This is a genomic window from Siccibacter colletis (assembly GCF_025914095.1).
Classification (GTDB): Bacteria; Pseudomonadota; Gammaproteobacteria; order Enterobacterales; family Enterobacteriaceae; genus Siccibacter; species Siccibacter colletis.
This window is the reverse complement of record NZ_CP074352.1, coordinates 2,424,471-2,438,548: the sequence shown is the minus strand read 5'-3', so window position 1 is coordinate 2,438,548 and position 14,078 is coordinate 2,424,471. Positions and strand designations below refer to the sequence as shown.

General features: G+C 59.7%; 12 protein-coding genes. 8 read left to right on the top strand and 4 right to left on the bottom strand.

Translation table 11 applies throughout. The annotated features are described in order from the left end of the window. Both KFZ77_RS11830 and KFZ77_RS11825 read right to left on the bottom strand, forming a co-directional pair. A complete protein-coding gene (locus KFZ77_RS11830) occupies nt 1-693 on the bottom strand; it encodes a fimbrial biogenesis chaperone (protein WP_264384305.1) in 693 nt (230 codons plus the stop codon). 114 nt (nt 694-807) lie between these two features. Continuing rightward, nucleotides 808-1,380, bottom strand: a complete 573-nt coding sequence (locus KFZ77_RS11825; protein WP_264384304.1) for a fimbrial protein — start codon at nt 1,378-1,380, stop codon at nt 808-810. A 486-nt stretch (nt 1,381-1,866) separates the two neighbouring features. On the opposite strand from KFZ77_RS11825, the gene flhB reads away from it, so the two are divergent. From flhB to bglB, 5 genes are all read left to right on the top strand, one after another. Next, a complete protein-coding gene (flhB, locus tag KFZ77_RS11820; protein WP_031521178.1) occupies nt 1,867-3,018 on the top strand; it encodes a flagellar biosynthesis protein FlhB in 1,152 nt (383 codons plus the stop codon). Further along, on the top strand, nt 3,011-5,089 hold the full coding sequence (gene flhA / locus KFZ77_RS11815) for a flagellar biosynthesis protein FlhA (RefSeq protein ID WP_031521180.1): 2,079 nt from the start codon (nt 3,011-3,013) through the stop codon (nt 5,087-5,089). Before flhB ends, flhA begins: the two co-directional genes overlap by 8 nt. Next, nucleotides 5,089-5,481: a flagellar protein FlhE gene (flhE, locus tag KFZ77_RS11810; RefSeq protein WP_264384303.1), complete on the top strand. Its 393-nt coding sequence runs from the start codon at nt 5,089-5,091 to the stop codon at nt 5,479-5,481. The genes flhA and flhE overlap by 1 nt, the downstream gene beginning before the upstream one ends. Nucleotides 5,482-5,771: 290 nt before the next feature. Further along, nucleotides 5,772-7,358 (top strand): MFS transporter, encoded by a 1,587-nt coding sequence (locus KFZ77_RS11805; protein ID WP_264384302.1) that lies wholly within the window; start codon nt 5,772-5,774, stop codon nt 7,356-7,358. Next, on the top strand, nt 7,358-8,497 hold the full coding sequence (bglB, locus tag KFZ77_RS11800) for a beta-galactosidase BglB (protein WP_031521185.1): 1,140 nt from the start codon (nt 7,358-7,360) through the stop codon (nt 8,495-8,497). Before KFZ77_RS11805 ends, bglB begins: the two co-directional genes overlap by 1 nt. Before the next feature lie 69 nt (nt 8,498-8,566). Here bglB and argS read toward each other — a convergent pair whose 3' ends face one another. Further along, entirely contained in the window at nt 8,567-10,300 is a 1,734-nt protein-coding gene (gene argS, locus KFZ77_RS11795; protein WP_264384301.1) for an arginine--tRNA ligase, read from the bottom strand. A 187-nt stretch (nt 10,301-10,487) separates the two neighbouring features. Between argS and KFZ77_RS11790 the strand changes: the two genes are divergently transcribed. The 3 genes from KFZ77_RS11790 to KFZ77_RS11780 all read left to right on the top strand — a co-directional run bounded on the left by KFZ77_RS11790 (nt 10,488) and on the right by KFZ77_RS11780 (nt 12,899). Next, a complete protein-coding gene (locus tag KFZ77_RS11790; RefSeq protein WP_264384300.1) occupies nt 10,488-11,051 on the top strand; it encodes a VOC family protein in 564 nt (187 codons plus the stop codon). Nucleotides 11,052-11,186: 135 nt separating this feature from the next. Further along, entirely contained in the window at nt 11,187-11,729 is a 543-nt protein-coding gene (locus KFZ77_RS11785; RefSeq protein ID WP_031521190.1) for an SRPBCC family protein, read from the top strand. Nucleotides 11,730-11,732: 3 nt separating this feature from the next. Next, nucleotides 11,733-12,899 (top strand): zinc-dependent alcohol dehydrogenase, encoded by a 1,167-nt coding sequence (locus tag KFZ77_RS11780; RefSeq protein ID WP_264384299.1) that lies wholly within the window; start codon nt 11,733-11,735, stop codon nt 12,897-12,899. Here the strand turns inward: KFZ77_RS11780 and KFZ77_RS11775 are convergent. Continuing rightward, nucleotides 12,896-14,032 carry a MalY/PatB family protein gene (locus KFZ77_RS11775; protein WP_264384298.1) on the bottom strand — a complete coding sequence of 379 codons (1,137 nt, stop codon included), beginning with the start codon at nt 14,030-14,032 and terminating at the stop codon, nt 12,896-12,898. The genes KFZ77_RS11780 and KFZ77_RS11775 overlap by 4 nt on opposite strands. Between the last annotated feature and the right edge of the window lie 46 nt (nt 14,033-14,078).

The window sequence follows — 14,078 nt, the reverse complement described above, 5'->3', positions numbered from 1 at the left end:
TCAGTGCGCCTGCAGCGCAGCGCTGAAGGCAGCGGAGGCATTGCCATAGTCGGTAACACAGCGCCAGGAGACGTTGTTGCCGCTGGTGTTTGTAGGTAGCGCAAACTGCGCCTGGCTTTTGGGTGCCACCAGTTCAATGTTATCCAGCCGGGTAGCGCCGAGCTGTAGCGATTCGAAAACGCTGTAATAGGGGCCGCCGTTGGTAACGATCAGCGTATTACCGCTGCGGCTGAAGCTCAGGTTTTTACAGGTCTCTGCAGGCGTGCCAGCCAGCGCTGCCGGGCGGAAAAACAGCTTCAGCCGGGTTTTGAAGATCAGACGCAGCACGTTTTTATCCTCCGAGCCCTTTTCGTTGGCCGGGATTGTGCGGACGTTAAGGTAGAGCATCGATTCGCGATCCTCTGCCAGCGGCGCACCGGTCCAGGTAATGCGCAGGCTCTGTTCTTTTTGCGCATCCAGCCGAAAAAGCGGAGGCGTAATAATAAACGGCCCGCGGGTTTTTCCGTCGCCGGTATCAACCCAGGACTGCACCAGCCAGGGCAATTCACGGTCCCGGTTTATCAGGGCCAGTTCAACCTCTTTTTTATTGATGTCGTAAATAACGCGGGTACGCCCTATTTGTACTCCGCCAGCAAGCGCAGGAGCAGTAAGGGTTGCTGAGAGGCAAAGGATAAATAAATTCACTGTTCGCATTATGCTAACCATCAATGCTAATTATAATTTGAGAGTATTACTTCATACCCGACCAGCGCCGGGTATGAAGTAATTAATGAGTAAGTGCCCGTTCAGACATTCACTAAAATTAAATTAACGGTAAAGAATATTGACGGTCATATCACCGTCCGCCGGGCCGGCAGTAACTGTATCGCTAAAGGATTTATAGCGGGCATTAAAGTTGGTGGTGAGGGTATCGTCCGGCATGGCGGAGAGCGGAACATAGACTTGACCTTCGCTGCCGTCGAACTTCAGCAGCTCGGTTTTACCGTCCAGGCTCACTGCGATGCCGACGCCCGTCGCGGCCGTGTCGCCCTCGGTGGTGATGGTACTGACGTCCATCAGCGTCGGGGTACCGGTCAGCGTGGTGGGGGCAGTGAACGTGAGCTGCACCATTGCCAGGCCATCTGTCGTGACCGGGCAATCGACCAGTGCAATGGAGAATGGCACCTCCGGTGATTCATCGCCGGTTTTGGCAAACAGCGAGGTGGGATAGGTACCCAGTGGCACGGTGCTGTCGTGCCCGTCATCGCCGGAAATTTCACAGCTTGGCTCGATAATTTCACCGGTGAAATGCACCACACCCGCATTCATTTCTGACGCCATTGCCGAGGCTGAGCACATTGCCAGCAGCGTGCTGAATAACATATTTTTCGTAAAACGCATAACAACCACTCCTTATTAATATTCCCTGGTGCGTAATGCTTTCGCAATTGAAACAAAAAATAATAAAGCTTGTTTTTTCGGCATTATATACGCTGTGTTCAACGCGCGAAGCGGATTCTTTATAAGAATCTTAATTACGAAATGAAATTTTGTAAGAATATTTAATTGTGCCAGTTTTAATATAGGTCTGATAAATAAAAGGGCGCAGAGATATATTATTTTTAGCGTCGGGCGATGCTATTTTATACATTATTTACTGGGCTTAGGTTAAATCAGACCCGCGTTTAATCCGAGCGCGTTCCCGCAGCGGGCGTTGGTTTACCGTCCATTATCGCGGTAGCAAATCGCATCTCCCGGTCCGTAACACGCGGCGTGCACCCCTTACTAAACGCAGTAAAAAGCCCCCTTTACGCGGGCTATTCACGGCATTGGCTACGCGGCCCTCTGGCATGATAACTGCGGGAAAAACGTGTCGAGATTGACGTAGTGGCTGAAGATAGCGACCAGGAAAAGACAGAGGCCCCCACACCCCACCGAATAGAAAAAGCGCGTGAGGATGGGCAGATACCCCGATCCAGAGAACTGACCTCGCTGCTGATGCTGCTGGCAGGCGTGTCGATCCTCTGGGTGGGCGGGGCGCCCCTTGGTCGAAAACTGGCGGCCATGCTGGCGGCAGGTCTGCATTTCGATCACAGCATTATCAATGACCCCAGCCTGATTGTCGGCCAGATCGGCAGCCTTCTTAAGCAGTCTCTGATGGCGTTACTGCCACTGATTACCGGACTTGTGCTGGTGGCGCTTGCCGCACCGATGCTGCTCGGCGGCCTGCTGTTCAGCGGTAAAGCGGTGGCGTTTAAATTCAGCAAGCTTAACCCGCTGCCGGGCATTGCGCGCATGTTCTCGGCCCAGACCGGGGCTGAACTGCTGAAAGCGGTACTGAAATCATTGCTGGTGGGTGCGGTCACCGGCTTTTATGTCTGGCATAACTGGCCGGAGATGCTGCGCCTGGTCAGCGAGTCGCCCGTTTCGGCGCTGCGTAATGCCCTGAATATTGTGGCGCTGTGCGGCGTGCTGATCGTACTTGGTCTGATCCCGATGGTCGGGTTTGACGTCTTCTTCCAGATCTTCAGCCACATCAAAAAATTACGCATGACGCGGCAGGATATCCGCGACGAGCACAAGCAGAACGAGGGTGACCCGCACGTGAAGGGGCGCATCCGCCAGCAGCAGCGCGCCGCTGCCCGTCGCCGCATGATGGCCGACGTGCCGAAGGCCGACGTTATCGTTACCAACCCGACGCACTACGCCGTAGCGCTGCGCTATGAAGAGAACAAAATGAGCGCGCCGAAAGTGGTGGCGAAGGGCGCAGGGCTGGTGGCGCTGCGCATCCGTGAAATTGGCAACGAGCATCGCATTCCGATGCTCGAAGCACCTCCGCTGGCACGTGCGCTTTACCGCCATGCGGAGATAGGTCAGCAAATTCCCGGCACCCTCTATTCGGCGGTAGCGGAAGTGCTGGCCTGGGTCTGGCAGCTGCGTCGCTGGCGCGTGGCGGGCGGCCTGATCCCGAAAAAACCTGTAAATCTTCCGGTGCCTCCGGGGCTGGACTTTATGAACGAGAAGGACACTGATGGCTAATCTGGCTGCAATGCTGCGCTTGCCTGGCAATATGAAATCGACCCAGTGGCAGATCCTTGCCGGGCCGATCCTCATCCTGTTGATTCTGTCGATGATGGTACTGCCGCTGCCGGCATTTGTTCTCGACCTGCTTTTCACCTTTAACATTGCCCTCTCTATCATGGTGCTGCTGGTGGCGATGTTCACCCAGCGCACGCTGGAGTTTGCGGCGTTCCCGACCATTCTGCTGTTTACCACGCTGCTGCGTCTGGCGCTCAACGTGGCCTCCACCCGTATCATTCTGATGGAAGGGCATACCGGCGGCGCGGCGGCGGGTAAAGTGGTGGAAGCCTTCGGGCACTTCCTGGTCGGCGGCAACTTCGCCATCGGTATCGTGGTGTTCATCATCCTCGTTATCATCAACTTCATGGTTATCACCAAGGGTGCCGGTCGTATCGCCGAAGTGGGTGCACGTTTCGTGCTCGACGGGATGCCCGGTAAGCAGATGGCCATCGATGCCGATCTCAACGCCGGCCTGATTGGGGAAGAAGAAGCCAAGAAGCGCCGTTCAGAAGTGACCCAGGAAGCTGATTTCTACGGTTCGATGGACGGTGCGAGTAAATTCGTGCGCGGTGACGCCATCGCCGGGATCCTGATTATGGTGATCAACGTCGTCGGCGGTCTGCTGGTCGGCGTGCTGCAGCACGATATGGCGTTCGGTCACGCGGCTGAGAGCTATACGCTGCTGACCATCGGTGACGGCCTGGTTGCTCAGATCCCGGCGCTGGTGATCTCCACCGCGGCGGGCGTGATCGTCACCCGTGTGGCCACCGAACAGGACGTGGGCGAGCAGATGGTGACCCAGCTGTTCAGCAACCCACGCGTCATGCTGCTGGCCGCGGCGGTACTGGGTCTGCTCGGCATGGTGCCTGGCATGCCTAACCTGGTGTTTCTGCTGTTCACCGCGGCACTGCTGGGACTCGCCTGGTGGATGCGCGGACGCGAAATGAAAGCGCCAGCCCCGGCGGCACCGGTGAAAGCCCCGGAAACCACCCAGGCGGTGGAAGCCACCTGGAACGATGTTCAGCTGGAAGACTCCCTCGGTATGGAAGTGGGTTATCGCCTGATCCCGATGGTGGATAACCAGCAGGACGGCGAGCTGCTCGGTCGTATTCGCAGTATTCGTAAGAAATTTGCTCAGGAGATGGGCTTCCTGCCACCGGTGGTGCATATCCGTGACAACATGGATCTGCCGCCGGCGCGCTACCGTATCCTGATGAAAGGGGTGGAGATTGGCAGCGGCGAGGCCTATCCGGGCCGCTGGCTGGCGATTAACCCCGGTACCGCAGCCGGCACGCTGCCGGGTGAAACCACCGTCGATCCGGCCTTTGGCCTGGCCGCGGTGTGGATTGAGAGCGCCCTGAAAGAGCAGGCGCAGATCCAGGGCTTTACCGTCGTGGAAGCCAGTACCGTGGTGGCAACCCACCTCAATCACCTCATCGGCCAGTTCGCGCCTGAGCTGTTTGGTCGTCAGGAAGCGCAGCAGCTGCTGGATCGCGTTACCCAGGAGATGCCGAAGCTGACCGAAGATCTGGTGCCGGGCATTCTGACGCTCACCACGCTGCACAAGGTGCTGCAGAACCTGCTGGCCGAGAAAGTGCCGATCCGCGATATGCGCACCATTCTCGAAACCCTGGCCGAACATGCGCCGGTACAGAGCGACCCTTACGAGCTGACCAACGTGGTGCGCGTGGCGCTGGGCCGCGCCATCACCCAGCAGTGGTTCCCGGGCAACGGCGAAGTGCAGGTGATTGGTCTGGATACCGCGCTGGAACGTCTGCTGCTGCAGGCGCTACAGGGCGGCGGCGGGCTGGAACCTGGGCTGGCAGACCGCCTGCTGGAGCAGGCGCAGCAGGCGCTGAGTCGTCAGGAGATGCTGGGTGCGCCGCCGGTGCTGCTGGTGAACCACGCCCTGCGTCCGCTGCTGGCGCGCTTCCTGCGCCGCAGTCTGCCGCAGCTGGTGGTGCTGTCGAATCTCGAAATGACTGACAACCGCAACATCCGCATGACTGCCACCATCGGAGGTCAGTGATGCGCGGCTTACTGCTGCTGCTCTGCCTGCCGTTAGCCGCGTTCGCGAAGGGCGAGGGGGCGTGGGAAGCCAGCAACGGCGGCACTACGCTAACCTGGCGCGGCGTGGCGGCGTCGTCCTCGCCGCTGATGCCGAAGGATAAGCCGGAGGGGGTGATGAACCTCGTGGTCTGGCGCTACGAGCTGAACGGCCCCATTCCGGCGGGCCTGCAGACGCGCCTCTGCTCGCTCAGCCGCTGCGTCGCGATTGAAGGCGGGCAGGGGACTACGCGCGGTCTGACCGGGGTGCCCGCCAGCGAACCGCTGCGCTTCATCTGGGAAGTGCCCGGTGGCGGGAAGCTGTTCCCGATGATGCGGGTGCAGTCGAATCAGGTGATTGTGAACTATAACTAATTTCTCGGGGCTGCCATGCGCAGCCCGGTTTTTTTACCCCATTTCCCCCAGGCTTTACGAGCCGCTTCGCAAATCCGACACCTTCTTTTGAACATCCCAAAACACTGTTTTATAAATCAGTGACACGGATAGCGGCACTCTTTGCATTTTTGCCAGCATCGCTTCCCGGATGGCAGAAACAAAAAGGTATCCCTTACTTCATACTTTTACTTTAGCCGTAACAGGTTCCCTGTTGCCCTTCGGGCAGCGTTGCCGGGGATCTCCCATTAGTACCTACAGGGTTGACGGCAATGAAAACACGAAAAATTGGCCTTCCTAATTACCTCGCCTACGGCTCCGGAGATTTCCTCGGGGCAGGGACCACCGCCCTGACGGCGGCCTGGTTGCTCTATTTCTACACCACCTTCTGTGGCCTTACGCCAATCGAGGCGACCTTTATCTTTGCCGCCGCGCGCGTGCTGGATGCCGTAGTCAGCCCGCTGATGGGCTTCCTGACCGATAATTTCGGCACCACCTGGTTCGGTCGCCGCTTTGGCCGCCGCAAGTTCTTTATTCTGCTCGGTATTCCCTGCGTCTTCAGCTACTCGCTGATGTGGGTCGGGGACATGGGTTTCTGGTACTACCTGCTGACCTACCTGCTGTTCGACATTGTCTACACCATGATCCTGGTGCCATACGAAACCCTGGTGCCGGAGATGACCGATGACTTCAAGCAGAAAACCAAGTTCTCCGGGGCGCGCATCTCGATGGCGCAGATGTCGGCCATTCTCGCGTCCTTCCTGCCGGGCGTGCTGCTCACCCAGTTCGGTAAAGACAACGCGATCTCCTTCTTCTACGCCAGCCTGGTGTTCTCGGTGCTGTGCGCCATCATGCTGACGTTCGTCTGGTTCTTCACCTGGGAGCGGCCTCGTGAGGAGTGGTCTGAAGCGGCGCTGCGTGCCGAAGAAGAGAAGAAAAGCCTGACGCTGGGCCAGAGTCTCAACCGGCTGTTCGTCGAACTGAGTTCCACGCTGCGCATTAAGATTTTCCGTCAGCATCTTGGCATGTACCTTGGGGGCTACATCGCCCAGGACGTGTTCAACGCCGTATTCACCTACTACGTGGTGTTCGTGCTGATGCAGGAAGCGGCGATGGCCTCAAACCTGCTGGGCACCATGGCTATCTTCCAGTTCATCGCCGTGATCGCCATGATCCCGCTGTGCATCCGCTTCGGACCGGCACCCTCTTACCGGATGGTAGTGGTGCTGTTCGGCCTCAGCTCGCTCTCCTACGCGATGCTCTACTACGCCGGGTTAAGCGATATTTACGCGCTGCTGCTGCTGATCTCCGCTATTGCCGGCCTCGGGCGCGGCGGCATCAACTATGTGCCGTGGAACACCTATACCTATATCGCCGATGTGGATGAGGTTATTACCGGCCAGCGCCGCGAAGGCATCTTCGCCGGCATCATGACGCTCACCCGCAAAGCCTCCCAGGCAGGTGCCGTCATGCTGGTGGGCATTGTGATGCAGATGTCCGGCTTCGTGTCCGGCCAGAGCGTGCAGGCACCGGCGGTGAGCCACACCATTCTGATGATCCTCAGCGTCGGCACGCTCATCGTACTGGCCTGCGGTTTCCTGGTTTCACTGCGCTTTAAATTGAACCTGGCCACCCACAGCATTCTGCGCGAAGAGACCAGCAAAATGCGCACCACCGGCCGGGCGATCCCGGAAAGCGCAACCCCGCACAACCGCGCCACGGTTGAGATGCTGGCGGGTATGCCTTACGAGAACCTGTGGGGCAACAACAACATCGGCTATCTGAACCGTAACAAACCGGCAGCCCCCGCGCTGAAGGGCCATGCACCTGAATTCGACACGACACAGAGGTTAAGTTAATGATTGTTTACCCTGTCAAACACAGCCCGTTACTGTGCCAGCCGGAGCGTTTTATCGCCCGGGATGAGCTGAAGTCCCTGATCCACAAGCTCACTGATAATCTGGTCAATATCAAGGATGAAACCGGCGCGTTCCTGCTGCGCCTGGATGATGGCCGCGTGATTGACACCAAAGGCTGGGCCGGCTGGGAGTGGACCCACGGTGTAGGGCTGTACGGCATGTACCAGTACTGGCGTCAGACCGGCGATACCACCATGCGTGATATCATCGACGGCTGGTTCGCCGACCGCTTTGCCGAAGGGGCGACCACCAAAAACGTTAACACCATGGCGCCGTTCCTCACCCTGGCGTACCGCTATGAGGAGACCGGTAATCCGGCCTGGCTGCCGTGGCTGGAGAGCTGGGCCGAGTGGGCAATGTATGAGATGCCGCGCACCGAATGGGGCGGCATGCAACACATCACCCTGGCGGAAGAGAACCATCAGCAGATGTGGGACGACACCCTGATGATGACGGTGCTGCCGCTGGCGAAGATCGGCAAGCTGCTCGGGAAGCCGGAGTACGTCGAGGAAGCGGTGTATCAGTTCCTGCTGCACGTCCAGAATCTGATGGATCGGGAAACCGGGCTGTGGTTCCACGGCTGGAGCTACGAAGGCAACCACAACTTCGCGAACGCCCGCTGGGCGCGCGGCAACAGCTGGCTGACGATTGTCATCCCGGACTTTCTGGAGCTGGTGGACCTGCCGGAGCGCGACCCGGTGCGACGCTATCTGATTCAGGTGCTGGAGAATCAGGTTGCTGCCCTGGCCAAATGCCAGGATCGCAGCGGGCTGTGGCATACGCTGCTTGACGATCCGAATTCCTACCTTGAAGCGTCGGCCACCGCCGGGTTTGCCACTGGTATCCTGAAAGCGGTACGCAAGCGCTACATCGGGAAAGCGTATGCTGCCGTCGCCGAAAAAGCGGTGAAGGGCATTGTGGCGAACATCTCCCCGGACGGCGAGCTGTTGCAAACCTCGTTTGGTACCGGCATGGGCCATGACCTGGAATTCTATCGTCAGATCCCGCTCACTTCGATGCCTTACGGCCAGGCGATGGCGATCCTTTGTCTGGCAGAGTATCTGCGCAGCTACCTCTGACCCGAGCACGACGCCATAAAAAAAGCCTGAACATCACGTTCAGGCTTTTTTGTTACCGCAGGCGAGATATTACATGCGCTCGACGGTTTTGATACCCAGCGTATCCAGACCCAGCTTCAGGGTTTTCGCGGTCAGCAGCGCCAGCTTCAGGCGGCTCTGACGCACCGCGTCGCTCCCGGCGCTGAGGATCGGGCAGTGCTCGTAGAAGCCGGAGAACAGGCCCGCCACGTCGTAGAGGTAAGCACACATCACGTGCGGGGTGCCTTCCCGGGCCACGGTGGTCAGCGTCTCTTCAAACTGCAACAGACGTGCCGCCAGCGCCGCTTCGCGCTCCTCGGTGATGGCTACCGGAGCGGTGAGGCTGCTTTCATCGACGCCCGCCTTGCGGAACACGGAGAGCACGCGGGTGTAGGCATACTGCATATAGGGCGCGGTATTGCCTTCAAACGCCAGCATGTTGTCCCAGTCAAACACGTAGTCGGTGGTGCGGCTCTTGGAGAGATCGGCGTATTTCACCGCGCCGATGCCCACGGCGTCAGCCAGTTTTTCCAGCTCGTCTGCCGGCATGTCCGGGTTCTTCTCGCCCACCAGACGGCGCGCGCGCTCCATCGCTTCGTCCAGCAGCTCGGTCAGCTTGATGGTGCCACCGGCACGGGTTTTAAACGGCTTGCCATCTTTGCCCAGCATCATACCGAACATGTGGTGCTCCAGCGGTACGGAGTCTGGTACATAGCCCGCTTTACGCACGATGGTCCACGCCTGCATCAGGTGCTGGTGCTGACGCGAGTCGATGTAGTAGAGCACGCGGTCGGCATGCAGGGTTTCATAACGGTATTTCGCGCAGGCGATGTCCGTGGTGGTGTAGAGGTAGCCGCCATCCTTCTTCTGGATGATGACGCCCATCGGTTCGCCTTCTTTGTTTTTGTACTCGTCGAGGAACACCACGGTAGCGCCTTCGCTCTCGGTCGCCAGACCTTTCTCTTTCAGGTCGGCCACAATCCCCGGCAGCATCGGGTTATAAAGGCTTTCGCCCATCACGTCGTCGCGGGTGAGGGTGACGTTCATGCGCTCGTAGGTCAGCTGGTTCTGGGTCATGGTGATGTCCACCAGCTTGCGCCACATCTGGCGGCAGTACTCGTCGCCGCCCTGCAGCTTCACCACGTAAGCGCGGGCGCGCTCGGCGAAATCAGCGTCTTCGTCGTAGTGTTTCTTGGCTTCACGGTAGAAGTTTTCCAGGTCTGCCAGCGCCATGTCGCCGGCGTTTTCGTTCTGCTGCTTCTCAAGGAAGGCAATCAGCATACCGAACTGGGTGCCCCAGTCGCCGACGTGGTTGGCGCGGATCACCTTGTGCCCGAGGAACTCAAGGGTTCGCACCGCAGCGTCACCAATGATGGTGGAACGCACGTGACCGACGTGCATCTCTTTCGCGACGTTCGGCGCAGAGTAGTCCACCACCACGGTTTGCGGCTGGGCAACTTTTGTCACGCCCGCGCGGTCGGAGGCAGCGGCTTCATCCACGCGCTGCGCGAGGAACACCGGGTCGAGGAAGATATTGATAAAGCCCGGACCGGCGATTTCCACTTTTGCAGCGATGCCGGTGAGATCGAGGCTGGCGATAACCTGCTCAGCTAACTGTCGCGGCGGCATGCCCAGTTTTTTCGCTACCGCCATGACCCCATTGGCCTGGTAGTCACCAAACTGCGCTTTGGCTGACTGACGAACCTGGGGTTCGCAATCCGCAGGCGCACCTGCGGCAATCAGTGCCTGACTGACTTTATCTGAGAGAAGAGCCTGAATATTCACCGGGATACCTTACCGTAAAGAGGCAGCACAACAGGGGTGCCGCGTGATGCATTTGAAAAACCAGGGGCGGGATTATACTGCATTTGGTGGGAGACGTCAGCCCTGCGCTGGGCAAGGGCAGGCGGGGGTTTTTAAGCGGCCCGCACCAGGGTAGAGTAGCGCCTTTTCACACTTTCCCGGAGCACCGATGACCGACTGGCACGCCATTGACGACCTTCACGATATCCACGCCGACCTGCCGCGTTTTGGCGCCGCGCTCACCGCCCTGGCGGCGCGTCTCGGGCTGGATATTGCCCCGCTTGACGCCGACCACATCTCACTGCGCTGCCATCAGAACGCTACCGCCGAGCGCTGGCGTAAGGGCTTTGAACAGTGCGGCGAGCTGCTGTCGGAGAACATCATCAACGGGCGTCCCATCTGCCTGTTCAGGCTGCATACGCCGGTCATGGTGGCGCACTGGCAGTTTTCCATTGTTGAGCTGCCGTGGCCGGGGGAGAAGCGCTACCCGCATGAGGGGTGGGAGCACGTGGAAATCGTGCTGCCGGGCGACCCGGAAACGCTGAATGCCCGCGCGGTCGCGCTGCTTTCCGATGAAGGGCTGAGCCAGCCGGGGATTTCGGTGAAAACCAGTTCACCCAAGGTCGAGCGGGAGCGCCTGCCAAACCCGACGCTGGCGGTGACCGACGGCAGCGTGACGATTAAATTCCACCCGTGGTCCATAGAGGACATCGTCGCCAGCGAACGGGAATAGCGCCTTTGCCATGCAGGCAGGGCCGTTCGGGTTTCCGGGCGGCCCTTTTTATTGTCTATAGTCATAGGGGCATGCAGTCTGACCGCGCACAGTAAGGAGTATTCACGCCTGTTTTCGACCTGATGGGAGAGACCAATGCACGATACCGTAAAGCGAGACGATCTCTGGAACCACCCCGACGAGCCTGGATTGCACCGATCCATCCTCATTCACCGTTCCCCCGAGGCGCTGTTCGACCTCTGGCGCGACCCCGCCATTTTTCCCCGCCTGATGGCGCACTTCGCGCGCATTACCGTCCTGAGCAATACCGCGTCCCATTGGGAGGTGCCGGTACCGCTTGGCAAAAACGTCGAGTGGGATGCGTATATCGTTGACGAGGCGCGCGGGCAGTACATCGCCTGGGCCTCGGAAAAGAAGGCCACCGTGCCCAATGCCGGGCGGCTCGCGTTCCGGCCGGTTTCCGATGAGCGCGGCACCGAAGTGACCATGACCCTGCATTTTTCGCCGCCCGGCGGCGTGTTTGGCGAGTGGCTGTCGAAGAAAATCGATCTGGTGCCGGAAGCGATGCTCAGCCAGGCGCTACGGCGCTTCAAAAGCATGGCGGAAACCGGTGAGTTTGCCACCAATAAGCCGCAGCCGGCCGGACGTCACGGTGGCATGGACAAGGTAGAGGAGTAAACGATGCGAGCACTTTGCTGGAATGGCGTAAACGATCTGCGCGTAGAAACCGTGGGCGACCCGATAATCGTTAACCCGCACGATGCCATCATTAAGGTTGGGCTGACCACCACCTGCGGCTCGGATCTGCACGTCATTGACGGGCTGATCCCGAGCATGGAGGAGGGGGATATTCTTGGTCATGAGTTTATGGGCGAGGTGGTCGAGGTGGGACACGAGGTGAAAAACATCAAGCGCGGCGACCGGGTCGTGGTACCGTCGTTTATCGCCTGCGGCTCCTGCTGGTACTGCAATCACGGCCTGTACTCCTGCTGCGATAACACCAACCCGAACGCCCATTTACAGGAGCCGATTCTCGGCTATCCCACTGCCGGGATCTACGCCTACAGCCACGCCTTCGGTGGCTATGCCGGTTCACATGCCGAGTACGTGCGCGTCCCCTTTGCCGATACCGACTGCTTTGTGGTGCCTGATGCGGTGTCCGATGAGCAGGCGCTGTTTCTCTCTGATGCGGCACCCACCGGCTATATGGGGGCTGACTTCTGCAATATTCACCCCGGCGATACCGTGGCGGTGTGGGGCGCAGGCGGCGTCGGGCTGATGGCGGCACAGAGCGCGTATCTGATGGGGGCCGAGCGGGTGATCGTCATCGACCGCTTCCCGGAGCGGCTGGCGATGGCGCGGGAGAAAATCGGCGCAATCACCCTCGATTATACCGAGGTGGACATTTACGAAGCGCTGCTGCACCTCACCGGCGGGCGCGGGCCGGACAGCTGCATCGACGCCGTGGGGATGGAAGCGCACGGCGAAGGACTGCAGTACGCCTACGATCGCACCAAACAGGCGCTGAAAATGCACACCGATATCGGCACCGCGCTGCGTCAGGCGATTCACTCCTGCCGCAAAGGCGGGACGCTGGCGATCCTCGGCGTGTACGGGATGATGGACAAATTCCCGCTCGGCGTGGCGATGAACAAGGGGCTGACGATCCGCACCGCCCAGCAGCACGGACAGTTTTATATGGAGCGCCTGCTGCATCACGCCTCGCACGGTGAACTGCGCACCGACTTCCTCGCCACCCACCGCTTCTCGCTGGAGGATGCCCCGCGCGGCTACGAGATGTTCAAACGTAAAGAGGACGGCTGCATCCGCGCGGTGTTCAAGCCCTAGCGCGTCACGGCACGCGTCAGCCGCCCAATGGCCTCTTCCAGTGTGGCGGCGGTGCAGCCGAAGTTTATGCGCACGTGCTGCGCGTCGCCAAAGTCCTCACCCGGCGAGAAACCCAGCCCGGCCCGGCGGAAGAAGGTGGTCGGATTGTCCACTTCCAGCCCGGAAGCATCGACCCAGGCGAGGTAGGTGGCTTCCGGGCTGTTCATCTGCAGCCCGCGCAGGCCGTTCACTGCCTCGTACAGCCGGTCACGGTTGGTGCGTAAATAGTCGAGCTGGGCGCGCAGCCAGGCGTCCCCGTCCTGCCACGCCGCCTGGGCCGCGACTATTGCCAGCACGTCCGCTGAAGGCACGATGCCGTCCCGCACCGCGTTGAAGCGCTGACGCAGTTCCGGGTTCGGGATCACCGCCACCGAGGCGCCAAGCCCGGCAATATTGAAGGTTTTCGACGGCGACATCAGGGTAATGGAGCGCTGCGCGGCGTCCTCGCTCAGGATGGCGAACGGGATATGTTTGCAGCCCGGCTCCAGCAGCAGATCGCAGTGAATTTCATCGGAACACACCACCAGATCGTGACGGCGGGCGAAAGTGAGCTGGGCTTCCAGCTCGTCGCGGCGATAGACCGTGCCGCCCGGATTCTGCGGGTTACACAGCATCAGCAGCTGTTCACGCCCGGTCATCTGGTCATCAATCGCCTGCAGATCCAGCACCTCCCGGCCCTGCTGCGGGCGCAGTGGCACGCTAATCTGGCTGCGCCCGGCGGCCTTCGCGGCTTTGCGAAACGGGGGATAGATCGGCGTCGGGGCCAGGGTTCCCGCATCTGCATCGCTGAAGGCGCGGACGCTGAGATTCAGCGCCGACACAATCCCCGGCAGGAAGATCAGCCACTCCGCTTTCACCTGCCAGCCGTAATGGCGCTCGCACCAGGCGATAAACGCATCCGCCAGCCCGGCAGGCGCGCCGCCATAGCCGAACACGCCGTGGGCGATACGCTGCGTTAGCGCGTCGGTGACGCAGGCCGGAGAGCGAAAATCGGTATCCGCGACCCACATCGGCAGCACGTCCTCAGCAAATTTTGTCCACTTTGAACTGTCACTGTGACGGCGGTCGATCGCTTCGTTGAAGTTGAATGCCATGATGCGTTGTCCTTTTTATTGTGATAACTCAGACTAGCACGCCGGG